The organism is Pseudomonas sp. KnCO4 (genome assembly GCF_045344305.1).
Classification (GTDB): Bacteria; Pseudomonadota; Gammaproteobacteria; order Pseudomonadales; family Pseudomonadaceae; genus Aquipseudomonas; species Aquipseudomonas anuradhapurensis.
In genome coordinates this window covers 2153047-2177182 of sequence record NZ_CP174199.1, presented here as the reverse complement: position 1 = coordinate 2177182, position 24136 = coordinate 2153047, and the positions used below count along the sequence as shown (strand labels likewise).

Here is a 24136-nt window from a genome sequence, read left to right as displayed (position 1 = left end):
ACCGCCATGCTTTTGTCTCCCAATGCCATGGGCCGCCCGCTGCGCACCGGCCTGTACCTGACCACCGGGGTCATTGCCGCCTTCCTGCTGCTGCCGGTGGTGTTCATCGTGCTGCTGTCGTTTGGCTCATCGCAGTGGCTGGTGTTCCCGCCGCCGGGCTGGACCTTCAAATGGTATGGCCAGTTCTTTTCCAACCCGGAGTGGATGGACGCTGCGCTGGCCAGCCTCAAGGTGGCCCTGCTGACCACTGTGGCAGCCGTGCTGCTGGGCCTGCCCACCGCGTTCGCCCTGGTACGTGGTCGTTTCCCCGGCCGCGAACTGCTGTACGGCCTGTTCACCATGCCGATGATCGTACCGCTGGTGATCATTGCGGTGGCGGTGTACGCGCTGTTCCTCAAGCTTGGCTACACCGGCACGCTGTTCGCCTTCGTGGTCAGCCATGTGATCGTCGCCCTGCCCTTCACCATCATCTCGATCATCAACTCGCTGAAGCTGTTCGACCAGTCGATCGAGGACGCCGCGGTGATCTGCGGCGCCTCGCGCCTGCAGGCGATCTTCAAGGTGACCTTCCCGGCGATTCGCCCGGGCATGATCGCCGGCGGCCTGTTCGCCTTCCTGGTGTCGTGGGATGAGGTGGTGCTGAGCGTGATGATGGCCAGCCCCGACCTGCAGACCCTGCCGGTGAAGATGTGGACCACCTTGCGCCAGGACCTCAGCCCGGTCATTGCCGTGGCCTCGACGCTGCTGATCGGCCTGTCGCTGCTTGTCATGTTCATTGCCGCCGCGTTGCGCCGGCGCACCGAAGTCAACGCCTGAGCGCGCGGAGAAAACAATAATGAGTGCAGTGATGAAAGAAAACGCGCCAGGCAAGACCCTGGTCAGCCTGCGCGGCCTGAACAAGCATTACGGCGACTTCACCGCCGTCGATAACCTCGACCTGGACATCCAGGATGGCGAGTTCCTGACCTTTCTTGGCTCCAGCGGTTCGGGCAAATCCACCACCCTGTCGATGCTGGCCGGTTTCGAAACGCCCAGCAGCGGCGAAATCCTGGTCGACGGCCAGTCGCTGGTCAACGTGCCACCGCACAAGCGCGACATCGGCATGGTGTTCCAGCGCTATTCGCTGTTCCCGCACCTGAACGTGCGCGACAACATCGGCTTCCCGCTGGCCATTCGCAAGCTGAACGCCGCCGAGACCAGCAAGCGCGTCGACGCCATGCTCAAGCTGGTGCAGCTGGAGCAGTTCGCCCACCGCAAGCCGGCGCAGATGTCCGGCGGCCAGCAGCAACGCGTGGCGATCGCCCGGGCGCTGGTGTACGAGCCACGCATTCTGCTGATGGACGAACCGCTCGGTGCGCTGGACAAGAAACTGCGAGAAGACTTGCAGGACGAACTGCGTCAGTTGCATCGGCGCCTGGGCATTACCATTGTCTACGTGACCCACGACCAGGAAGAAGCCATGCGCCTGTCGCAGCGCATCGCCATCTTCAGCCATGGCAAGATCGTCGGCCTGGGCACCGGTTACGACCTGTACCAGAACCCGCCGAATGCCTTCGTCGCTTCGTTCCTGGGCAATTCCAATTTCCTGCGGATCCAGGCCAGCAGCAACGGCGCGGGCAGCTTCGAAGGGCAGCCGGTGGCGATCCGCCTGACGCCGGGCCTGGCCGCGTCGCAGCAGGCGCTGATCATGGTGCGCCCGGAAAAGGCCCTGGCCCTGACTGCCGAACAGGCCGCACGCGAGCCGCTGCCGGCGGGCTGGAACGAGGTCGGCGCCAAGGTTGGCGAGGTGTTGTTCCTGGGCGAGAGCCAGACCTGCCACGTAGTCACTGCGGGTGGCACCGAGTTGACCGTGAAAGCGCTGTCGGCTGCGGGGATGCCGATGCAGCCGGGCGATACCGTAAAGGTGCGCTGGGCGGTGGCGGATGCCTGCATCTACACCGAATGGGCCGAGAGCGATTTGAGCAAGTCCGCCGGGGCGCATTGAAATAGCCGGCAAGACCGGGGCCAGCCACCGCGTTGCCTGTTTCGCGGATAAATCCGCTCCGACACGGGTGCGCGCTGACGCCGTACCTGTGACCGACAAGCTGCACAGCAGCCCCGGTAATGCTGGGTAACAGAAATCAGCAAGTATCGCCCACCAGCTGTCACATTATCATCACGCCACTGTCGTAATCTGCCGGCCAACTCTATGCCACAGGGCTAACCGGCATGCCCCGTCTGCTTGTCTTGCTGCTTTCCCTGCTTGCGCTGGCGGCCCAGGCCGAGCACCTGCGGGTGCAGGGTTCCAACACCATCGGCGCAGCGCTGCTGCCGGCGTTGGTCCAGGCGCAATTGCGCACCCGGCAAGCCACTGCGATCGAACAACACCCCGGGCAACTCGCCAATGAAACCGTGATCACCGCGCGTGATGCCCAAGGGCAGCCGATACGCGTCGATATCGCCGCCCACGGTTCCAGTACCGGCTTCGCCGCCCTGGGCCATGGCGAGGCCGACCTGGCTGCCGCTTCACGGCCCATCAACGACAGCGAAGCGGGCCAGCTGCGCGCCCTCGGCGACCTGCGCGCTGCTGCCGCCGAGCAAGTGATCGGCCTCGATGGCGTCGCGGTCATCGTCCACCCCGACAACCCGCTACCCCAACTCACTACAGCGCAATTGGCACAGGTGTTCTCCGGCCAGATCCAGCGCTGGGAGCAACTGGGCATTGCCGGTGGCAGCATCCATCTTTACGCCCGTGACGACCGCTCCGGCACCTACGAAACCTTCAAGGCGCTGGTGCTGGAGCCGCAGCATCGGACGCTGTCGGCCACGGCCAGGCGCTTCGAGTCCAGCGACGAGCTGGCCGCGCAAATCAGCGCCGACCGCCAGGCCATCGGCTTCAGCAGCCTGCCGGCCGTGCACCGGGCCAAGGTGCTGGCGGTGGCCGAAGGCGACGCGCCGGCCATGCTCCCCGAGCGCGCGCTGGTGGCCAGTGAAGACTACCCGCTTTCGCGGCGCCTGTACTTCTACCTGCCGGCTAAGCCGAAACCGCAGGCCAAGGCCCTGGCAGACTTCGCCCAGAGCCCGGCCGGCCAGGCGATCGTCGCCCAGCTGGGTTTCGTCTCGCAACAGATCAATGCCCAGCCTGTCGCGCCGCTGGCCGACATGCCACCGCGCTATCGCGCCCTGGCCCAGCAAGCGCAGCGGCTGAGCGTGAACTTCCGCTTTCAGAAGGGCAGCGCCAGCCTCGACAGCAAGGCCTTGCGCGATGTGCAGCGAGTGGCCGAGTACCTGCGCCAGGCCGGCAAGCTGAACGGCAAGGCAGTGCTGGTGGGGTTTGGTGACCCCAAGGAAACGCCCGGGCGTGCCGCCCTGCTCTCCCGCCTGCGCGCCCAGGCGGTGCGCCGCGAGTTGGCGCGCGATGGGGTCGAGGTGCAGCAGGTCATGGGCATGGGCGATGAACTACCGGTGGCAGGCAACGAGCGGGAGCAAGGCCGCCTGCGCAACCGCCGGGTCGAGGTGTGGGTGAACTGACCGCCGCTGCGGTTCGCGCTACACAGGTCCCGGCAAAAAAATGTAACAGCTCCTCATTCGGCATCCCCGGCAATCAGGTCTAGGCTCAAGAGCATGTGATACCGGGCCCCTCTGACGGCTGCCAGGCCGCCATGTCGGATCACTGTTGCCATGCAACGTCGACATTCAAGGAGGGGCTCATGACAGCTCTACATACATTCCTCACCACCCCGTTTCTCGGCACCAGCGCCTGGTTGTGGCTGCTGTTCGTGGCCATCGTCGTCGGCCTGCTGGTACTCGACCTTGGCGTGCTGCACCGCCACGAGCGGGAAATCGAAATGCGTGAAAGCCTGTTGCTGTATTCAGGCTATTTCAGCGTCGGCGTGCTGTTCGGCATTGGGGTCTGGTACTACCTGGGGGCGCAACCGGCGCTGGAGTTCTATACCGGTTTCCTGGTCGAGCAGTCGCTGTCGATGGACAACGTGTTCGTCATGGCGATGATCTTCAGCTATTTCGCCATTCCCCGCCGCTACCAGCACCGCGTGCTGTTCTGGGGCATCCTCGGCGTGGTCGTGCTGCGGGCGATCATGATCGGTGTTGGCGCGGCGCTGGTGCAGAACTTTGCCTGGGTGTTGTATATCTTCGGCGCCTTCCTGCTGTTTACCGGGGTGAAGATGGCGCTGTCGAAGGAAGACCATCGGCCGGACCTGGCCAACAACCCGATCCTGAAGTTCGTGCGGCGGCACATGCGGGTCACCGAGCAGATTCATGGCGCGCATTTCTTCGTACACCAGGCACCGCCCGGCCAGAGCAAGGCGCTGCGCCATGCCACCCCGCTGTTCCTGGCGCTGGTGCTGATCGAACTGGCCGACCTGGTGTTCGCCGTCGACAGCGTGCCCGCGATCTTCGCGATTACCCAGGACCCGTTCATCGTCTATACCTCGAACATCTTCGCCATCCTCGGGTTGCGCTCGCTGTATTTCGCGCTGGCGGCGCTGATGCATCGGTTCGTTTACCTCAAGTACGCGCTGGCGATGGTGCTGATCTTCATTGGCTGCAAGATTTTCTACCACGGCATGGTGGGCAAGGTGCCGGCGTTGCTGTCGTTGGGGGTGACGTTCGGGCTGTTGCTGGGTGGCGTGGTGGTTTCACTGGTCAAGACGCGCGGGGAAAAACCGGAAACCAGGGATGCTGCATGCCAACAGCCACTGAAGATTGATTCTACTGCCAACCGAAAAGAGGAAGACCCGCAAATGCGGGTCTGATTTCTAGCTAGTCAAACTTAAGCAATAACTCTCCTGCCTGGGCACCCTAACGAACCAGCCAGTTCTCAACTTCTGCAGCGCCATGTTCAGCTTTCCAGGCCTTCATCTTCGCGTGGTTGCCGCCCTTGGTTTCGATCACCTCCCCCGTATGCGGGTTCTTGTACTGTTTCACCTGGCGCGCGCGACGCCTGGCTTTCGGCGCAACGGCGGGCTGCGCCGGGCGGCGACCGCCTTGCGGGTCCAGCAGGCTGATGATGTCGCGCAGGCTGAACTCATACTTGGCCAACAAGTTGCGCAGTTTGGTTTCAAACTCGATTTCTCTTTGCAGCTCGGGGCTGCCTTTCATGGCTTCCAGTTCGGCAAGTTGAGCAGCCAGTTTCTGTTCCAGTTGGCGGAATTCTGCAAGACGGGACATGGGGGTACCTTTCTCGGGACGGCCTGGGTTTTCGCAGTTGACAACGAATTAGTGCAACCAGGCGAGGACTAAGTTCCAGGCCAATGCACCAGCAGTACCGCCCGTCCCGTAAATTCAATGTTATGCACCAACTGGCGGTCTTCTGCCCACACCCCATGGAGACCGCTTACATGAAGTTCATCACCTGCTGCCTGAGCCTTTCAGTCGCCTGTCTCGCCCTCTGGGGCTGCTCGACGCCCCGAACAGTATCGCCTGTCGAAGCCCCCGGAAACCCCGAGTCCGGAACCACCAAACTGCTGGAGGCAGGCGCAGCGCTGTTGCAGGACAAGCCCCCCATCGAAGCGCTGAATGCCTATCTGGATGGCTTCCACTTCTACAACGGCCACCCCGATATTCAGATGGAGGCCCACCATTACTGCTCGCTGTTGAACGAGGATGTCATCCAGTGCGTGATCTACGACGGCAATACCCCTAGCGCCAAGATCATGGGCATCGAGTACATCATCGACCAGAAGCTGTTCGCCCAGTTGCCGGCAAAGGAGAAAGCCATGTGGCACAGCCATGGCTATGAAGTATCGTCTGGCCAGTTGGTTGCACCAGGCATCCCCGCAGCGGCAGAACATGCGCTGATGCAACGCCTGGCGCATACCTACGGGAAAACCTGGCATACCTGGCACACCGACCAGGACAAGGCGCTGCCGCTCGGCGTCCCGCAATTGATGATGGGCTTTACCGCCGATGGCCAGGCCAACCCGACGATGGTCGAGCAACGCAACCGGCGCCTGGGCATCGATACGGCCAAGAGCAAGGCGCAACGGGCCGACATCGCGATACCCACGCCAGACCCGCAGGCCAATGGCTGGCAACGGGGCGATGTGATCCAGCTCGTCGGCCCGACCGGCGACCACCTCCACCGCCCCACCAAGGCGACACCGGAAGACACCAACAGCCGTTCCAGCCGCTAGCCTGGCTACGTGCTTGTTGGCGAAAAGCCGGCTGCCACCGGTGTCGCTGCGCCCCGCCTGTGGCAGCGGGCGACACTGGCGGGCGAGATCATCGCTCGCCATGCCCCTTGCGCGTCGGCATGTGCTTGCCGATTTCATACTTGCCAATCGCCGCACGATGCACCTCGTCCGGCCCATCGGCCAGGCGCAGGGTACGCTGCATGGCATACATGTAGGCCAGCGGGAAGTCACCGCTCACGCCTGCCCCGCCATGGATCTGGATCGCCCGGTCGATCACTTTCAACGCTACGTTCGGGGCGACGACCTTGATCTGGGCAATCTCGCTGCGAGCCACCTTGTTGCCGACCGTGTCCATCATGTACGCCGCTTTCAGCGTCAGCAGCCGGGCCATGTCGATTTCCATGCGCGAGTCGGCAATCTTGTCGACGTTGCCACCCAGTCGCGCCAGTGGCTGGCCGAACGCGGTGCGCTCCACCGCGCGCTTGCACATCAGTTCCAGTGCACGTTCGGCCATGCCGATCGAGCGCATGCAATGGTGGATCCGGCCCGGGCCAAGCCGGCCCTGGGCAATCTCGAAGCCGCGGCCTTCGCCGAGGATGACGTTCTCGTACGGCACCCGCACGTTTTCGAAGAGCACTTCGGCGTGGCCGTGGGGCGCGTCGTCATAGCCGAACACCGGCAGCGGCCGGACGATCTTCACCCCGGGCGCATCGGTGGGCACCAGCACCATCGAATGCTGCTGGTGGCGTGGCCCCTGCGGGTCGGACAGGCCCATGAAGATCATTACCTTGCAGCGCGGATCGCAGGCGCCCGAAGTCCACCACTTGCGGCCATTGATCACCCATTCGTCACCGTCACGCACAGCCGTGGCCGCCATGTTGGTAGCGTCCGAGGACGCCACGTCCGGTTCGGTCATGGCGAATGCCGAACGGATCTCGCCGCGCAACAGCGGCTCCAGCCACTGGCGCTTCTGCGCATCGCTGCCATAACGCACCAGCACTTCCATGTTGCCGGTGTCCGGTGCCGAACAGTTGAACGGCTCTGGCCCGAGCAACGAGCGGCCCATGATCTCTGCCAGCGGGGCATATTCCAGGTTGCCAAGCCCGGCGCCATATTCCGATTCAGGTAGAAACAGGTTCCACAGCCCCTCGGCGCGAGCCCTGGCCTTGAGCTCCTCCATGATTGCAGTGGGCTGCCAGCGGTCGCCCTCGGCAACCTGCCGCTCGAATACTGCCTCGGCGGGATAGACATAGGCGTCCATGAACGCGCTGACGCGCTCACGCAGTGCCTGGACCTTGGGCGAATAGGCGAAATCCATCGGGGGCTACCTTCACGGTTCAAAATACATGGGGCAGAGCCTAGAGCAGCATGCCCCCATCCACCTAGTCTATTTTCCCCGTGTATAAACATTCATAACCGATATATGATCGGCCGATAATTCCAACAAAGAGCGGCGCCCATGAACCTCAGCAAGGTCGACCTCAACCTGTTCATCGTGTTCGATGCGATCTACACCGAAGCCAACCTGACCCGCGCCGGGCAGATTGTCGGCATCACCCAGCCAGCGGTGTCCAACGCCCTGTCGCGGCTGCGCGAAACCTTCAACGACCCGCTGTTCGTGCGCACCGCGCAAGGCATGGTGCCTACACCCATGGCGCAGAACATCATCGGCCCGGTGCGCAACGCCCTGGCGCTGCTGCGCACTTCGGTGCAGGAAAGCCGCATCTTCAACCCGCAACAGGCCAACAAGACCTTCCGCATCAGCATGACCGACCTGACCGAGGCGGTCATCCTGCCGCCGCTGTTCCAGCGCCTGCGCCGCCTGGCACCGGCGGTGCTGATCGAAAGCTTCCTGTGCAAGCGCCGCGAGACCACCAAGGAACTGGCCGCCGGGCGCCTGGACTTCGCCATCGACGCGCCGTTGAATACCGACCCGCAAGTACGCCACATCAAACTGATGCAAGACCGCTATGTCTGCGCCTTGCGCCAGGGCCATCCATTGGCAGACAGCAAGCTGACCCTCGAAAGCTACCTGGGCATGACCCATATCCATATCTCCAGCCGCCGCAACGGCCTGGGCTATGTCGACCTGGCCCTGGGCAAGATGGGCGTGCAGCGCAAGGTTGCCTTGCGCTCGCAGCATTACCTGATGGCCTCGCAGGTGCTGCAGCAAACCGACATGGCAATGACCGTGCCCGAGCGCTTCGCCCGCCGCCATCAGTTGCGCTACCAGCCACTGCCAGTGGAAGTACCGGCGCTGGAGACCCACCTGTACTGGCACGAAAGCACCGACCAGGACCCGGCCAACCGCTGGATGCGCGAACAGATCACCGAGTTGTGCGAGCGCGTCGTCGCCGAGGAAGAGAAGGCGCTGGCACCGGCCTGAAGGGGTAGCTGATTGGTGTTGGATGAATATCTGACGCAGCAAGAGAAAAATTTTCCACATATTCAGCAGCAGCTAGAATTTTCTGTTTGAACATTCGGAAAAAAGCTGCAAAGAAGCGAAAACCATCACCTACCTGGCGGGTACGCTTGCTCCAACGATCGCCGATTCCACGGCAGCAGACACGGACCCGCCCAATGCCTAGCGCCCCGCTCTACTTCGACTACGCCGCCACCACTCCGGTCGACGACCGGGTCATCGAAACCATGCTCGCCTGCCTCGGCAGCCAGGCCAACTTCGGCAACCCGGCATCCACTGGCCATGCCTTCGGCCAGGCTGCCCGCCAGGCTGTCGAGCAAGCCCGTCAGCAAGTCGCCGAGCGCGTCGGCGCGCAGGCTGACGCATTGGTCTGGACGTCAGGCGCGACCGAGTCCAACAACCTGGCGCTCAAGGGCATCGCCCAAGGCCTCGGCCAGCCCGGGCACCTGATCACCAGCCAGCTGGAACACAAGGCCGTGCTCGACACCGTGGCCGAACTGGAGCGCCAGGGCTGGGCCGTTACCCGCCTGGCGGCGGATGCCGCCGGCCTGATCCAACCTGCAGCGGTGCAGGCAGCGTTGCGTGCCGACACGCGCCTGGTGTCGCTGATGGCGGTCAACAATGAGCTGGGTACGCTCACTGACGTTGCCGCGATTGGCCAACAGGTGCGCGCCCACGGTGCCCTGCTGCACGTGGATGCAGCGCAGGCGGTGGGCAAGCTGGCCATAGACCTGAGTGCGATGGCCGTGGACCTGATGTCGTTCTCGGCGCACAAAGTGTATGGCCCCAAAGGGATCGGTGCGCTCTACGTCGGGCCGCGCGCGCGCCCGCTGATGTGCGCGCAAATGCACGGCGGCGGGCATGAGCAGGGGTTGCGCTCCGGCACCCTGGCGACCCACCAGATCGTCGGCATGGGCAGCGCCTTTGCCTTGGCCGGCCAGCCCGGCGATTGCGAGTACCAGCGCCTCGAGCAGCTGGCCGGGCGCCTGCGCGAAGGCCTGCTGGCGCTGCCTGGCATTACCCTCAATGGCTGCGCCCGGCAGCGCATTCCGCATACGCTGAACCTGTGTATCGACAACCCGGCTTTCAACAGTGCCGCACTGGCCAGCGAGTTGGCATTGTCCACCACCTCTGCCTGCAATTCGGCAAGCAAGGCGGCCTCGCACGTGCTGCTGGCATTGGGACTGGACGAAAACCGGGCACGCAACAGCGTGCGCCTGAGCATCGGCCGCTTCAGCACCGAGGCTGAAGTGGACACAGCGATCAAAGTATTTGCCAGGGTGCTGGCAGCGGCTTCGGCGGCATTCTGGTAAACCCGCCTAGAACAGCCGGCTGTCCGGGGTGAAGTCCTCGACGTCGAGCCTGGCACTGTGCGCCTGCGGGTGCCGCGGGTTGAACAGGTAATTGGTAGTTCTGGGCATGATCGCGCTGGGCACCGGCAGCAGCAATGCCGAACAGTCATCGAGGAAGCGGTTGCCCAGGCCGCGGGTAAGTTCGGTCTGCGTTGACCAACCGGGCTGCAAGGCTGGCAGTTGCGCTTGCGATACCGTGTCAGGCAACTCGATGCGCAGCAAGCGCATGGTGGTGGGGAAATCCTCGGGGTCGATCTCCAGGTGCACCAACACCTCGAGCATGGCCCCGGCAGGGCTGGTGGCAGCATAGACCACCGGCCGACCGGCCTGGTGCCAGCGGCCGCTGACACGCAAACCGCCGGTTCCGCTCAGGTCCGCGTAGGCGCTGATCCGCCACAGGATCACAAGCCGAAGCCTTCAGCGATCTGCAGCAGCATCTCCTCGACCTGGGTGGTGCCTTGCTGGGTAGTGAGCATCTGCATTGGCGTCAGCCCCGAGAAGCGTTCCTTGGGCTTGGACAGCCAGCGCTTGGCCTTGGCCGCGTCGCCGAACACGGCTTCGGCCATGGCGGTGATATGCGCCGAGCGGAACAGCCGGTCGCTTTCCTCGACGGTCAGCGGCTGGTCACGCTCGATGCGGGACTTCAAGGTGCGCAGCGGAATGATCTGGTCGCGCTCCACTGGCGTGAATACGCCGAGCTCGGTCAGCTTTACCAGCCAGGTGGCGGCAAACCCATGGGTAATGCGCGTGTGGATCTCGAAATCACTGGCAAGCTCGGGGATTTCCAGCAGCGCATGCAGGCGCGCCCGGTACTCGTGGTAACCGTTGTCGCGAAGCACTTCGGCAAGCATGGCAAGCTCCTTTCCGGCATTTGCCGACAAGTATGCGGTATTTGCCGGAAACTTGCCAACCAGCATGCCGAGCGGTCGAGCGCGTGACCTTGATGGATTGCCGGGGCCGCAGAGCGGCCCCGGCGATGTCACAGGAAGGTGAACACCTGCGCAGCCGGCAAGCGCGACTTGTTCAGCCCGGCATTGAAATCCGTCTCGCTGCGATAGCCCAGGCTGAGGATCACCACGCTGGTGAAGCCACGCTCGCGCAGGCCCAGTTCGGCATCGAGGATCTTGCTGTCGAAGCCCTCGATCGGTGTCGCGTCCAGGCCATGGGCCGCAGCCCCCAGCATGGCCGTACCGAACGCCAGGTAGGTCTGCTTTTCCATCCAGTGCTGCAGGTCTTTCTGGTCAAAACGGTGCAGGTCGACGTAATGGCGGCGGCTCTGGTTCTGCGCGGCGCGCGCCTGCTCATCGCGGAAACGGCCATCGGCAGCTTCCTGCTCGAGCAGGGCGTTCAGGTGAGCCTCGGTCATTTCGGTGCGGGTACAGAACACGATCACATGCGACGCATCGAGGATCTTCGGCGAATTGTAGGCATAGCGCTCGGCAGTGCTCTTGGCCAGACGGGCCTTGCCTTCGGCCGTGTCGGCGACGATGAAATGCCACGGCTGCGAGTTGACCGACGACGGGCTGTGGCGCAGTTGTTCGAGCAGGGCATCGACGGTGGCCTGGGGAATGCGGCGCGAGGCGTCGTAGGCTTTGGTGGTGTAGCGGCGCTTGGCCAGCGAGACGGTATCCATGCAGCAACTCCTGAAATCGAACGGGGGTGTGCCGGCAATCCTATCTTCCCGGTAAAAAAGAAAAACCGGCACAATGTAACAACACTTTAATTCCGGGAGTGAAAATGCTGCGCATCACCGACCTCGAACTGTTTGTCCGCAGCAGCGTGCTGGGCAGCTTCACTGCCGCCGCCCATGAGGCCGACCTGCTGCCCGGCCAGGTGGCCGCCGCGATCAAGCGCCTGGAACGCGACCTCGATGTGCGCCTGTTCGCCCGCACCACCCGCAGCCTGCGCCTGACCGCCGAAGGCGAGCTGTATCTGCCGACCGCAGTGAATGTGCTGGAAAGCCTGCGCCAGGGCCGCGAAGACTTGCATGGCAACTCCAGCGTGCTGCGTGGCGTCCTGCAGGTGTCGGCACCTTCAGACCTGGGCCGCAACATGCTGCTGCCGTGGCTGAGCGCCTTTCGCCGCGAGCATCCGGCGCTGCACCTGCGCTTCTTCCTGTCCGACCAGATTGCCGACCTCAACCGCGACCCGGTGGACGTGGCTATCCGCTACGGCCTCAACCAGGACGCCAACTACATTGCCCTGCCCCTGGCCGACTGGAACCGCCGGGTGCTGGTCGCCTCGCCCGACTACCTCGCCCGCCACGGCCGCCCACTCACGCCTGAAGCCCTGCAACAGCACGCCTGCCTGCTGTACATGCAGCACAATCGGGTCTACGACAAATGGCGGGTGGGCAACCGTACCGTGCAGGTGCGCGGACCGCTGGTCAGCGATGATGCCGATGTGATCCGCCGCCTGGCCTTGCAAGGCGAAGGCATCGTCTACAAGTCGTGGCTGGATGTGAGCGCCAACGTGGTAGCCGGCGAACTGGAAATCATCCTGCCCGAGCACCTCGGTGAGGCTGCCCCGGTCACCCTGGTATGCCCGCACCGCAAGCAACTCACGCCCGCGATCAGGCAACTGCATGTGTGGCTGCGCGAACGCTTCGAGGCCCTGCGCACACGGGCGCTGAGCAACGGTTGCACAATCGTTCCAGACTGAGCCAGGCCTTTACGCTAAGGTGGCGATTTCCGCCCGGGTACGCCACCAATGAGTAACTGGATCGACCTTAAACAGGACGCCGACACCGGCATCGAGTCGGTCCGCGCGCATTTCGTCGGGCATGCCTACGACCCGCACTGGCACGACAGCTTCCTGGTCGGCGTGACCGAACAGGGGGTGCAGCAGTTCAACTGCCGCCGGGTACGCCATCGCAGTACACCGGGGCAGGTGTTCCTGCTCGAGCCCGGCGACATCCATGACGGCCTGGCACCGACCGCGGAAGGTTTCACCTATTCGACGCTGTACCTGCAGCCCGCCTGGCTCGACCAGCAACTGCGGGCGCTGTTCGAGCACGTGCCAGGCGACAGCCTGCCCAGCTTTGCCGATACCCTGTGCCAGGACGAGCACCTGTCCCGCGCTACCGCCCTCGCCTTCCGGGCCGTGCACCAGCAGGCCTGGCGGATTGTGCGCCAGACCGCCATGGACGACCTGCTGGCTTGCCTGACTCGCCACCTGCATTGGCGCCGGCGCATCAACCCCGACCCGCGCCTGCCGCTGACCGCCCAGCGAGCGCGGGATTACCTGCACGCCCACCTGGCATGCGACATTGGCCTCGAAGACCTGGCCCAGGCCTGTGGCATCGACCGCTTCCGCCTGACCCGCGCGTTCAAGGCCGCATATGGCCTGGCGCCGCACGCCTACCTGATCCAGCTGCGCCTGGCTCGCGCGCGGCGCCTGCTCGCCGAGGGCCAGACACCCACCGAGGTGGCCATGGCCCTGGGCTTTGCCGACCAGAGCCACCTGGGGCGCTGGTTCCGCCGTGCCTACCAGCTGACCCCAGCCGACTACCGCAAGCGCTGCTCAAACCTTCCAGACTGAATGGCGGCAGCCAGCCAACATGGTGCTTCGTTCATCCGGAGCCATTGACCATGTCGCAGTCGCTGTTGCCTTTCATCCTGTTCGCCCTGGTGTCCAGCATCAGCCCTGGGCCAACCAACCTGTTGATCCTTGCGCATGGCGCCCGTGCTGGCCTGCACGCGAGCCTGGCGCCGGTAGTAGCGGCCTGTGGCGCAGCCGCCGCGATCGTGCTGATGGTCGGCCTGGGGCTGGGTGAGCTGCTGCTGCGCCACCCGCTGGCCCAGCAGTTGATGGGCTGGGCCGGGGTGCTGTGGTTGAGCTGGCTGGCGTGGAAGATGCTGCGCAGTGCAGGCGCCCCGCTGCAGGCAGCCACAGGGCAAGGTTTCAGTGCGCTCAGTGCGGCCGCGTTGCAGGTGGTGAACCCCAAGGTGTGGCTGATGGCCGTGGCTGTGGTCGGGGTATTTGCCGCACCGTCGCTGCCGGTGTGGCAACTGGCGCTGGTGTTCCTGCTGATCGCCTTGCCGTGCATGGCAGCCTGGGCGCTGCTGGGGGCCGGCAGCGCGCTCTGGCTGCAGGCGCCGCAGCGGTGGCGGCTGTTCAACCAGGTGCTGGCCGTGGTGCTGCTGGTGTCTGCATGGGCTGCCGTGCTGGGCTGAGCTGTCTGCGCCCTCGCGCCCAGGTACCTGCAGGAGTGCCTGCCAGGGTCAGGTCAGTGTGTCAGTGCCTCGCGGAACCGCGCGGTACTGGCAACCGCCAGCAGCAACCCAAGCACCGCCACGCTTCCGCCCACCAGGCCGATGTAGGCCACGTCCAGCTGGCTACTGACGATACTGCCGAGCAATGCGCCACCGCCGATGCCGATGTTGTAGATACCCGAGAACAACGCCATGGCCACGTCGGTGGCATCGGACGCCAGCTTCAAGGTCTTCGACTGCAGCGACAGGCTGAAACTGAGAATGGCCACGCCCCAGAACATGCTCAGCGCAGCGAACGCATAAAAGTTGCCCGACAGCGGCAACAGCAGCAGCAGGCAAGCCGCCAGCAGGCCGATCGAACCGACCAGGAAGCCATGCGGGAAGCGCTCGCTGTAGCGGCTGAACAGCAACGAGCCAAATACCCCGGCGCCACCGAACAGCAGCAATAGCAAGGTGGTGCGTTCACCGCCAATCTGCGCCACATGCAAGGCGAACGGTTCGATGTAGCTGTAGGCCGTGAACTGCGCGGTAATCACCAACGTCACCAGCACATAGGTGATCACCAGCGCCGGGCGCTTGAACAGGATCGGCAGGCTGCGCAGCGAGCCGGAGTTCTGGCTGGGCAACAGCGGCAGCGATTTCATCAAGCAGAGCATGGTCGCCAGCGCCACCACGGCAATGCTCAGGAACGTGATGCGCCAGCCCAGCGCCTCCCCTACCACCCGGCCCAGTGGGATGCCCAGGACCATGGCCAGGGTAGTGCCGGTGGCCAACAGGCCCAGTGCCTTGGCCTGCTGGCCCGGCGGTGCCACACGCACCGCCAGCGAGGCGGTGATGGCCCAGAACACCGCATGCGCCAGGGCGATGCCGATACGGCTGACCAGCAACATGGCAAAGCTCTGTGCCAGCCACGACAGCAGGTGGCTGACAATGAACACCAGGAACACGAGCAGCAACAGGCGCCGCCGCTCGATGTTGCGCGTCAGCAGCATCATCGGCAACGAGGCCAGCGCCACCACCCAGGCGTAGATCGTCAGCATCAGGCCGACCTGGGCGGTGCTCATGGCGAAGCTGCGGCCAATGTCGCTGAGCAGCGCCACCGGGACGAACTCGGTGGTATTGAAGATGAACGCCGCCAGGGCCAAGGCAATCACGCTCAGCCAGCTGCCGCTGCCGGCCGTAGGGGGCATGTGGGTGGGTATGGGTCCATTCATGGGTTGCAACCGGTTCTCCGCAGACAAGGCAACAGACCGCGCGCCAGCCACCCGGTTGCACTGGGTGTCGACGTACGCTTTGTTATTGGAAGGAATGCCCGGCATGGTACGCGTCACACCCAGGCCTCACAACCGCGCATCGGGCAGAAGGAGTACCATGCGCGCTTTGTGTGAAACGTATATGCAACTTGGAGCCCGACCCGCGCATGGACAAGCAGCCTCCCCAGCAACAATGGCAACAGGCGGTCACCGCCTATGCCCAGGCCGTCAACGACTACGTCGCGCAGGGCCGCGCGCACGGCTGGGACCACCTCGAAGCACCGCAGGCCGCCGCGACCGAGCATTTGCTCGAGGCCTGGCTGGCAGCCTTGCAAGCGGCCAACCGCTCCGGCGTTGATGACCAGCAGCGCCAGGCCTTCCGCGAGGCCTGGCCGCCTGCGCACCATCCCTTGCTGCCGTTGCTCGATACCCACGGCCAGGGTATCAGCAGTGTCCTGCTGCTGGATGACGGCAGCCTGCTGGCGCGCATCGGCATGCCCTATGAAAAAGGCCAGGTCGTACATATCGACAACTTCGGCGTAACGCCGGTGATCGGCGTCGAATATTTCGGCCGCTGCCCTGGGCGTCGCTACTTCGCGCTGGCCAATGCCGAAGGCATACGCGTCACTGATGGCTGGGGCGGCCCACAGGTACAGCGGCTGGCCTGGCCGACGGGGCTGGAGGGGTTGCCGGCAGGTTACCCGTTCGAGCCGTTCGAGTTGCCACCCACTCCCTCCGCACTGATCCCCTTTCCGGATGGCCAGCGGGTACTGCTGGTAAGTGCCGAAGGTATTTTCCTGCTCACCTGCCAGGGTGCGACCCGGCTGCTGCCGCAGCAGGCACGGATACTCGATGAGCTGGCCGAGGGCACCGACCCGGACGACATCAGCCTGGGGCTGAGCATGGAGCACGGTGCGGTGTCGGCGGATGGCCGCTTGATCGCGGTCGGTGAGCAGGGCAGCCGCCACCTGGTACTGGACGACCAGCTCAGGCCCGTGGCCGCGATCGGGCCGGCCAGCGAATACCCGCACTTCGCCCTGTTCAACCGCACCGGGGACCAGTTGATACTCAACGCCTGCCACTTCTACAGCGGTGCCACGCTAGCGGTCAGGGTGGCCGACCTGCCGGGGCTGGATACCGATTACTACAGCCAGGACCCGCGTACCCCGCAGGTGCAGGATGGTGCACGGGTGTATGCCGCCGTGGCGCGTGACGGCGAATACATCGTCGGCGATGCCTATGGCTACCTGCGGGCGTTTGGTGAAGATGGCGTGGAGCATTGGCAGCATTACCTGGGCTCGACCATCAGCGCGCTGGATGTCAGTGCCGATGGGCGGACGCTGGTGGCGGCCAGCCATGCCGGGTTCGTTTCGCTGATTGCGCTGGACAGCCAGCGGCCAGCCTGGCAGATCGGCACCGGGGACCATGGTGAAGTGCGGCGCTGGTTGTTCTGGAAGGGCTGGGACAGGCCGATGGCCTGGTAACCGCAGGTGCCCCGCTCCCATCGGGACCAGTGTGGTGTTTCACAAATGCCGCTGAAAATCTGAGCCAGGCTCGGTAGAAGCTCACTCTCCAAGGGCACCACTTCACGCTGACCTCGGCGTCATGGCTGAGGTTGAGCGTTTTATTTTCAACGTTGAGCGAGAAGCTACGACAAGCGTGTCATAAAGCAAACCCACTCCTGGACTTGTCACTATCGCCCCCTGGCGATCCGAACGCAGTCGCTCTACTGCGCGGCGTAGTTCAATGGCTGCACAAGCTGTTCTCAGTGTTTGGTCAGGGTCGCTAGTCATTGAGCTCGCAGTGATCGAGCAGGCAACTCGGAGTTCTATATTGCCCCTCCGCATCACGCAGAATGAACAGCAGCAACCAACACGACCGAACATCCCAAGCACACGACTTACCTAGCACAGGAAAAAGCTGTGAACTGCGCGATAGCGTGGTGACCAACTTCCTGCAAACATCTGCTTACACTTCGCGCCTCGACCGGAAGCCCTTCCTCATTGCATGGTTTTCTTTTTAGCGAAACTACCGCCGAGCCATTTGTTTAATCAATGCCTACCGACTGGTAATTATTCTTACAAACACGTCTTACATATAGAAACCACACCACTCCCTGAGGATTTGACATGGACGATGAATCAGCAAATAAAGTCCAGGATGCTGTGGACCGTATGTTGCCTGAGGCCCATCAGTACTCGTACTTCCAGCTTCTGGAGTTGATGTACCAGGTACACAGCGATGATCTTGAGCAACGCCCCCTCTCCCGCGAAACCCGAAGACGCTTGCGGCTGGAGGTCTCTCCGAAACTGTCATTCCCCGTCGCCGATGTCCTCAGTGCTGAACGCATTGGGGGCGATCGCTACAGCATTCAAGCCACCTTCCTGGGCTTGCATGGCACCGATTCGCCGCTGCCCAGCTATTACCTTGACGAAGTGGCCTATGAGCATGCGCAGAGCATCGGTGTACGCCCGGCCTACTTCAACTTCTTCAATCATCGCCTACATACCCTCCTGCATCAGGGGTGGCGCAAGTACCGCTATTACCGGCGCTTCCAACCGGGCGCCACAGACGGTTTCTCTCGTTACATCTTCGCCATGATCGGCCTGGATGACGCGGCGTTGCGCGGGGCGACCGCCTTGCCCTGGAGCCGGTTGCTGAGCTTCGTGGGGATGATTGCCAGCCGCAGCCGATCACCGGGCATGGTGGCTGGCATGATCGCGCACTGCTTCGATCTTCGGGACGTGACGATCCGTGAGTTCGAGAAACGCGTCGTGCAGATACCGCAGTCTCAGCGCAATGGCTTGGGTTCGCGCAATTGCACGCTCAATGACAACTTCCTGGTGGGCGGCAGCACCGTGTCACGTAGCAGCAAGTTCACCATCGTGATCGCGGGGCTTGACCAACAGCAGTTTCGCGAGTTCCTGCCCAGCGGTGACAACTACCACCGACTGGCCCGGCTTGTGGAGTTTCTGCTGCGCGATGTCGGAGCGTATGACCTGGAATTACGCATGCGTGCCGAAGAGGCACCGCCCTTCAGCCTCAGAGCCGAGCATGGCACCCACCTCGGCTGGACCAGCTTTTTAGCTGACCGCAATGACCCCACACCTCCCCCTGTTCGCATCACGGTACGCGCATGAGTACAGATGATCTCTCCCCCAGTCTTACCCTGGCCGTCCTCAACCCGAAAACACTCCTGCATGGCAGCGAGCCGCAGTACCGCTTCGACAAGGCAGGCGGCACCCTTGGCACGCAAGCGACCTGGCAGCTGCATGATCGTGAGGCGCGCATCCTGCCGGTGCACTGCGAGATCCGCTGGCATGAAGGCCATTTCTGCCTCATCGACCACAGCAGCAAGAGCTTCATGAACGGCAGTGACACCGCACTGCTATCAGGCACACCTATACGCCTCAGGCACAACGACAGGCTGCAGATCGGCGATTACCAGATTGCCATCCGCTTGGGCAATGAGGACGAGGCAGAGGAACGGCTGGAGCTTCATTCTGCCCACAATCCGCTTTCACCCCTGCAGGCCACACAGCGTTTGTGCCCACTGCAGGTTCTCGGCGAACCGGCTATCGATGCAATGAGTCTGTGCCTCCCCTCAGAGCCCGTGCATACAGATGAGCTCGATCCCCAAGCGTATCTGGACCGTGTGGCGCAATCCCGCATTGACCCCACCATCGCCGAGATCTTCGGCAGGGAGATGCGATGAACAAGCGCATCGGTGTGGTCCTGGCCTGTCTGGCACTCAGCGGCTGTACCTCGATCAGCAAGGCATACCAGGTGATCAGGGACCCGACGCTGCCTGTCGGCGGCCCTACCAACGACATCAGCCATGTGGGGCTCAGTCTATATGCCGCTGATCCACCTGCTGTCGCCAGCTCAGCTAACACGACCCTGGAGGAGCCTGCCCCGCCGTCTGACCAACCGACGGGGCTGGCGGTGACCCTCAGTGCGACGGATGCCGTTGGGCTAACTGACAAGGTCGGCGCGCTGGCTGAACAACTGCACCAAAACTACCCAACATCACCCAGTGCGCCTGCCCAGTTGGCCAGCTACACAGCAGCGCACTCCGAGGCACCAGAGCCGGCCGGCCAAGCGCCGCGACAAGCCCCCTCTTCCATCGCCTTCAAAGTACTGCAACTCAGGGACGACTCCCTGTTGCTGGACGCCACATATGAGCAAGTGGAAGAAGATCTGGACAAAGCACTGGGCAGCACCCTGATCAGCGTTGACGACTTCCGGTTGGTGCCGGGCCATTTCAAGTTCATTGAACATGAAGAGATCAACGAGCGTACGCGTTACATCGCTGTCGTGGCGCACCTGGATGATCCTCACGGCAAGTGGAAGGATTCCATACGCATCAAGCCCCGCGGTTACAGCCACACCGTGCACGTCCACTTCGAGAACAACGGCGTCGAGCTGCGTCAGGACAGCGAATTTCTCCGCAACCAGTAACGCCTACTGAAAGAAGGAATACCCGATGACTTCACGTAACGCTGTGCTGTGGAAAGAAGGCGTGTTCGTCAAACCCCAGCACTTCCAGCAGATGGCCTTCGCCGCCGAATCGGCACTGCAACAACGCGTGTCCAGTTTGAACGATGCGTTCTATGGGTTCAGCGAACTGGAATTGAATGCGGAGTACCTGAGCTTCGGCAAGGTTGCCATCATCCGCGCCCGTGGGGTAATGCCCGATGGCACTGTCTTCGACATTCCCGGTGACATGCCACCGCCCGCGCCACAGGAAATTCCCCGGGGAGTTCCCGAATCTTGAGATGCAACTCTGGGCGATCGGGCCGGACTGAATCGCTGAAGCAGTCAAAGAAGAACGCCGATGCCAGTAGTGGCATCGGGGTTGTTCTTTTATGAGCTATGTCAGCGCTTTGCCACTTCGTTGGCTACCCCTTCGCGCAACAACCGCTGCGGCAATTCGAAACCCGCAAACAGCTGGCGAGTGAAAGGATTGTTCGCGCCTGTCGCGTGGAACTTGTAACGCGCAGTCTCACCGGCAATCCCGAAACTTAAATCGACGCTGGTTGGCGTGCGAGCGTTCAATCCACCGCGACTGAGCAGGCGGTAGAACGACCATGGGCCGTGGTAGCCCAGGCTGACCGTCGTACCCGCTGCCTGTACCAAGGTGACGCGGCTATGCCCACTCTCCCCGCCAGGGCCTGGCCAGGTCATGCCAAGCGGGTCTTTACCCTTGTCCGCAAATGCCTGCAGCTGGCCATCCACACCAAAGACGCTGCCTCGCAATCCGCTGCTGATGGCTACCGGCTCCAGGCCAAAACTCACGTTCAATTCACCGCGGTTGTCGAAGAACGCGTTGCGGATCGCTTCCGCCTGCTTCAGTTGCATCATCACCTCAGGTCGGACCAGATAGCCGTCATCGGCGCTGGAATAGAGCGCATTGAGGTTGTCCTTCAGAAACACCGTGAGGTATTGATCCTGGAAGCGTTTGAGCTGCCCCTGCGGACCAAAAAACGCTTCGAAGTCCTTGAGCGAAACATCCGGCCCGGCCGGATCAATGGGGTAGCGTGAAGCCAGGCGCTCCTGGTAGACGCTGTACACCTCCGCCTCCCAACGCTGCTCCAGCTCGCGCAGTGCCATGACCATCAACACCTGAGAGGTCTGGTCCGCCAGTTGGCGAACATGCCGGTTCAGCGGTTCCGGCAAGCCCATGGCGACGCGCTGCAGGTTGCGGATGGGATCGGGTTCCTTCTCGGAGAACCGGGTCAGCGCCACCGCCAGCGCGGCCTTGCCCTGATTCGGGTTGTCCTGCACCGCTTTCACATAGTCATACACGGCGCTGACGGCCCGCAGAGTTTCGTCATGGAAGGACGGCTTGTCGCCCTGCACATCGAGCATCCCCGAAAGCCCGGCAAACGACCGATAAATCCCCATGGCCTGTACGCGACCTGGTGGATTGCCTTGTGGCTGCTTCTCGTTGTCCACGGGTTCAGGGTAGATCAGCGTGTTGCCACGCACCGTTTCCAACAATCGCCGCATGGGTGCTGCCGGGCCGGTGACCTGCTCCAGCACACTCAACGCATGGGCCAGGTCGGTGAACTCTGTAACCGAAAACTGGTTCAGCACCCGCCGCCAACTGTCGATGTAGTCTGCGCTGTACAAGGCGCGCAGGCGTTCCGTCAGGGCCTGGCGGTCCACCTCGGAATAGTCGAGGGTGCGCCGCTCGCCCAATACCCACTGGTCGATCAGGGCGAGGTCGGCCACGTTCTGGCTGTGTTGGTCGAAGTAGTCGCGAAAGCCCCGCGCAGTGAGCAACGGTGGCAGCGACAGACTGCCATCGACGGCCGCCTGAAAGTTGCGCTGGTTCAACGGCACATAGACGATATCGAAGGCCGGCCCGATCTCGTTGCGCAGGTCCAGCGCACCGTGCAACTGCTGGGCAGCTTGCTGTTTCAGGCCGATGTAGACGCGCTGGGCCAGGGGTAGCTTGCGCAGTTGCTGTTGAGCATCCGCGACCACACGTTGGTAATCAGGCAACTCAACATCAGCATAAGCCAGGCCGTACTGCAGATGACGCATCAGCGCGGCCTGCAACTGGCCTTGGCCCGGATAAGCCTTTTGCCATTCACGGGCCATCCACTGCTCAACCAGTTCTGGTCGGCGATTGGCGCGATCCTCGATCATGCGGTACACGCGCAGGGCGGCCAGTTGTTCATCACTACCGGGTGCCGCCTGCTGGATGGTCGCCGCCACGCCACCCGCAATCGCCGGTAGAAAGCGCCGGGCCAATGCATTCAGGTAGGCCTGGTCCACCTGTGGGCCGATGGCTTTGCCCTGGTACAAGCCCATGTCCGTGAACACGGTCCAGCCTGAGCGATAGTCACCGTACAGGCTCACCGCATCGCGGATCTCATCCAGTGGTGCCAGCAGGTTGCGCCCGCTCAGGTCAGCTTTGCCGTCGGCGCTGGTGTTGGTGAACGCCTGGCTTTTCTCCAGCACCTGTTCGGCCTTGTCACGGTTGACGCTGTAGAAGTACAGCCAACCACCGGCCATGGCCAACCCGCACACGCTCGCGGCGATGGCGCCGCCTCGCAACAGGCGGACCTTGTGCTCGACAACCCGCTGGTTGTCGCCGGCCAAGCCGGCCTCGGGATAGACCACGCGTTGCAACAGTTGCTGAGCGAAATAGACCACGGAAGTGCCTTGTTGCTTGGTCGACAGTGCTGGCGGGCTGAAGGCAAAAGCACGGGCGGAGGCATCCGCGAGCAGGTTACGTACCTCTCCGCGCTGGTAGACCGAGGAAAAATACACGCCCCGCACCAACGCAGGCGTGGTGTATCGATCGCTGCTCAGCACGTCGCCCAGGAAACTCAGCAACATCTTGCGGGCACCACTCAGCTCCCTGAGCAGCGAGTAGGCACGTTTGCGCGCCGCTGGAGGCATTGCACCGCAGGCCGACTCCAGCGTGTCCTCAAGCTGCTCGATGAAGTGCTGGTAGGCCTCGCCCAGTTCCTCCAGCCAGCTGTCGAAATCGTTCACCGACGCCAGCGTAAAGGTGAAGCCCTGCACCTCTTCGCGCTCGCGTGCCGGCAGCTTGGCAAACAGTTCCTCAAAGCCGTCCAGCAGGTCGAACTTGCTCATCACCACGTACAGCGGCAGACGCGTGCCTAACTCGCCACCCAGCTCCGTGAGGCGTGCGCGCAGCACGAAGGCCAGGTCACGACGCTCTTTTTCGCTTTGCGCGAACAGCTTGGTCATGTCCACCAGCAGAACCACGCCATTGAGCGGCCGACGACTGCGATTCTGCGCCAACCAACCGATCATGTGCCACCACAGTCGGCGCTCGATACCTGCCGGCAGCCCTGGCGGATCGGCCGGCTTGAGCGCGACGGGAGCAGCTGTCTCTGTAGCTGCAGGCGCATCGTCCTGACCGTCTTCAAGCGTTGCCGGGGACGGCTGCGGATCGGGTACCGGCACGGGCCGCTCCGGTTGGCTGATGAACTCACCGGGTGGATCGATCAGCACCGCATCGTCCCCTACCCACCAGTCGATATCGAACACCAGGTCTGGATCGGCGCTGGTCCGCTGAGTCGAACTGCGCTCGGTACGGGTCAGGGCAAAGCGCTGATCCGAGCGGCTGACAAAGCTCGATTTGCCGGCATTCTCTTCGCCCAGGATGAGATACCACGGCACATCGTATCGATGCCCGCGACCGCCCTGGCTGTCGCGCAAGCGAGCCAGGCTGGCGTCGAGGGCGCGCTGCTGGGCCTGCAGGTACACCAGGCAGGGATCCTCCACCTCACGCCGCTGCCGTTGCTGCTCGCGCATGATCGAGCGATTGCGACGGTGCACCCACGCGCTCCACACCAGCAGCGGTAACACCACCAGCAGCACGGTGGCGGCAATACGCACAGGCTGCTCGGCCAGCGGCTGCTGGCCACGCCACTGCCACTGCGGCCCCCACCACCATACCCCGATCACGGCAACTGCCACGCAGAGCACTGTGGCGATAACAACTACGGGCATCGCCTGACGCTGCAACAACGATAAACCACGCAGCAGACTGTCCTTTTTCACTTTCATAGCGGCAAACCTTACCGACTGCACTTTCGATGAATTGACGCACGCTCGAGGCACGAATGGCAAAAGACAGTAACAGCACCCGAAATTACTTATCAACGCCTACCATTACGAAATAAGCGCTAACACTTTTTTTGAAGACGCCGCACGGCGATCTGCAATAAAGAATTAATAGCCGCACACCACCACGGCATTTAAACCACGAACT

Annotated in this window: 21 protein-coding genes and 1 pseudogene; 15 read left to right on the top strand and 7 right to left on the bottom strand. The window is 63.0% G+C overall.

Annotated features, from left to right (window positions below):
• Positions 1 to 6 precede the first annotated feature (6 nt).
• The 4 genes from ACJA3S_RS10165 to ACJA3S_RS10150 all read left to right on the top strand — a co-directional run bounded on the left by ACJA3S_RS10165 (position 7) and on the right by ACJA3S_RS10150 (position 4754).
• Positions 7 to 816, top strand: coding sequence for an ABC transporter permease (locus ACJA3S_RS10165; RefSeq protein ID WP_170029338.1), 810 nt, complete (start codon positions 7 to 9; stop codon positions 814 to 816).
• Between the two features lie 19 nt (positions 817 to 835).
• Complete coding sequence (locus ACJA3S_RS10160) at positions 836 to 1984, top strand: ABC transporter ATP-binding protein (RefSeq protein ID WP_406821713.1); 1149 nt, start codon at positions 836 to 838, stop codon at positions 1982 to 1984.
• Between the two features lie 224 nt (positions 1985 to 2208).
• A complete protein-coding gene (locus ACJA3S_RS10155; protein WP_406821712.1) occupies positions 2209 to 3510 on the top strand; it encodes a substrate-binding domain-containing protein in 1302 nt (433 codons plus the stop codon).
• Positions 3511 to 3689: 179 nt separating this feature from the next.
• On the top strand, positions 3690 to 4754 hold the full coding sequence (locus ACJA3S_RS10150) for a TerC family protein (protein WP_406821711.1): 1065 nt from the start codon (positions 3690 to 3692) through the stop codon (positions 4752 to 4754).
• 46 nt (positions 4755 to 4800) lie between these two features.
• Here the strand turns inward: ACJA3S_RS10150 and ACJA3S_RS10145 are convergent, their stop codons facing one another.
• Entirely contained in the window at positions 4801 to 5169 is a 369-nt protein-coding gene (locus ACJA3S_RS10145; RefSeq protein ID WP_289132069.1) for a histone-like nucleoid-structuring protein, MvaT/MvaU family, read from the bottom strand.
• Positions 5170 to 5339: 170 nt separating this feature from the next.
• On the opposite strand from ACJA3S_RS10145, the gene ACJA3S_RS10140 reads away from it, so the two are divergent.
• A complete protein-coding gene (locus ACJA3S_RS10140) occupies positions 5340 to 6134 on the top strand; it encodes an OBAP family protein (protein WP_406821710.1) in 795 nt (264 codons plus the stop codon).
• An 88-nt stretch (positions 6135 to 6222) separates the two neighbouring features.
• Here ACJA3S_RS10140 and ACJA3S_RS10135 read toward each other — a convergent pair whose 3' ends face one another.
• Entirely contained in the window at positions 6223 to 7452 is a 1230-nt protein-coding gene (locus ACJA3S_RS10135) for an acyl-CoA dehydrogenase (protein ID WP_406821709.1), read from the bottom strand.
• Between the two features lie 141 nt (positions 7453 to 7593).
• Here ACJA3S_RS10135 and ACJA3S_RS10130 point away from each other — a divergent pair, with 141 nt between their 5' ends.
• On the top strand, positions 7594 to 8520 hold the full coding sequence (locus ACJA3S_RS10130; protein WP_170029332.1) for a LysR family transcriptional regulator: 927 nt from the start codon (positions 7594 to 7596) through the stop codon (positions 8518 to 8520).
• A 194-nt stretch (positions 8521 to 8714) separates the two neighbouring features.
• The gene (locus ACJA3S_RS10125) at positions 8715 to 9869 is read left to right on the top strand and encodes a cysteine desulfurase family protein (RefSeq protein WP_406821708.1); all 1155 of its coding nucleotides are present in this window, start codon (positions 8715 to 8717) and stop codon (positions 9867 to 9869) included.
• A gap of 6 nt (positions 9870 to 9875) precedes the next feature.
• Here the strand turns inward: ACJA3S_RS10125 and ACJA3S_RS10120 are convergent, their stop codons facing one another.
• The 3 genes from ACJA3S_RS10120 to nfsB form a co-directional block, all read right to left on the bottom strand.
• Entirely contained in the window at positions 9876 to 10313 is a 438-nt protein-coding gene (locus tag ACJA3S_RS10120) for an RES family NAD+ phosphorylase (protein WP_406821707.1), read from the bottom strand.
• On the bottom strand, positions 10310 to 10759 hold the full coding sequence (locus tag ACJA3S_RS10115) for an antitoxin Xre/MbcA/ParS toxin-binding domain-containing protein (protein ID WP_170029329.1): 450 nt from the start codon (positions 10757 to 10759) through the stop codon (positions 10310 to 10312). Before ACJA3S_RS10115 ends, ACJA3S_RS10120 begins: the two co-directional genes overlap by 4 nt.
• Before the next feature lie 128 nt (positions 10760 to 10887).
• Complete coding sequence (gene nfsB, locus ACJA3S_RS10110; protein ID WP_406821706.1) at positions 10888 to 11541, bottom strand: oxygen-insensitive NAD(P)H nitroreductase; 654 nt, start codon at positions 11539 to 11541, stop codon at positions 10888 to 10890.
• Between the two features lie 104 nt (positions 11542 to 11645).
• Here nfsB and ACJA3S_RS10105 point away from each other — a divergent pair, with 104 nt between their 5' ends.
• From ACJA3S_RS10105 to ACJA3S_RS10095, 3 genes are read left to right on the top strand one after another with little or no spacing between them, the layout of a single operon-like run.
• A complete protein-coding gene (locus ACJA3S_RS10105; protein ID WP_406821705.1) occupies positions 11646 to 12569 on the top strand; it encodes a LysR substrate-binding domain-containing protein in 924 nt (307 codons plus the stop codon).
• Positions 12570 to 12617: 48 nt separating this feature from the next.
• Complete coding sequence (locus ACJA3S_RS10100; RefSeq protein ID WP_406821704.1) at positions 12618 to 13448, top strand: AraC family transcriptional regulator; 831 nt, start codon at positions 12618 to 12620, stop codon at positions 13446 to 13448.
• Positions 13449 to 13498: 50 nt separating this feature from the next.
• Positions 13499 to 14083, top strand: a complete 585-nt coding sequence (locus ACJA3S_RS10095; protein WP_406821703.1) for a LysE family translocator — start codon at positions 13499 to 13501, stop codon at positions 14081 to 14083.
• A gap of 53 nt (positions 14084 to 14136) precedes the next feature.
• On the opposite strand, the gene ACJA3S_RS10090 is transcribed toward ACJA3S_RS10095, so the two are convergent.
• A complete protein-coding gene (locus tag ACJA3S_RS10090) occupies positions 14137 to 15336 on the bottom strand; it encodes a sugar transporter (protein ID WP_406821702.1) in 1200 nt (399 codons plus the stop codon).
• A 206-nt stretch (positions 15337 to 15542) separates the two neighbouring features.
• On the opposite strand from ACJA3S_RS10090, the gene ACJA3S_RS10085 reads away from it, so the two are divergent.
• The 5 genes and pseudogenes from ACJA3S_RS10085 to tssK all read left to right on the top strand — a co-directional run.
• Positions 15543 to 16859: a hypothetical protein gene (locus ACJA3S_RS10085; protein ID WP_406821701.1), complete on the top strand. Its 1317-nt coding sequence runs from the start codon at positions 15543 to 15545 to the stop codon at positions 16857 to 16859.
• 645 nt (positions 16860 to 17504) lie between these two features.
• Complete coding sequence (gene tssG / locus ACJA3S_RS10080; protein WP_406821700.1) at positions 17505 to 18515, top strand: type VI secretion system baseplate subunit TssG; 1011 nt, start codon at positions 17505 to 17507, stop codon at positions 18513 to 18515.
• A complete protein-coding gene (locus ACJA3S_RS10075; RefSeq protein WP_406821699.1) occupies positions 18512 to 19090 on the top strand; it encodes an FHA domain-containing protein in 579 nt (192 codons plus the stop codon). The genes tssG and ACJA3S_RS10075 overlap by 4 nt, the downstream gene beginning before the upstream one ends.
• Positions 19087 to 19836 (top strand): type VI secretion system lipoprotein TssJ, encoded by a 750-nt coding sequence (gene tssJ / locus ACJA3S_RS10070; RefSeq protein WP_406821698.1) that lies wholly within the window; start codon positions 19087 to 19089, stop codon positions 19834 to 19836. The genes ACJA3S_RS10075 and tssJ overlap by 4 nt, the downstream gene beginning before the upstream one ends.
• Before the next feature lie 25 nt (positions 19837 to 19861).
• A pseudogene (gene tssK / locus ACJA3S_RS10065) lies at positions 19862 to 20128 on the top strand (type VI secretion system baseplate subunit TssK); the annotation flags it as partial.
• Positions 20129 to 20253: 125 nt separating this feature from the next.
• On the opposite strand, the gene tssM reads toward tssK, so the two are convergent.
• Complete coding sequence (gene tssM, locus ACJA3S_RS10060) at positions 20254 to 23931, bottom strand: type VI secretion system membrane subunit TssM (protein WP_406821697.1); 3678 nt, start codon at positions 23929 to 23931, stop codon at positions 20254 to 20256.
• Positions 23932 to 24136 lie beyond the last annotated feature (205 nt).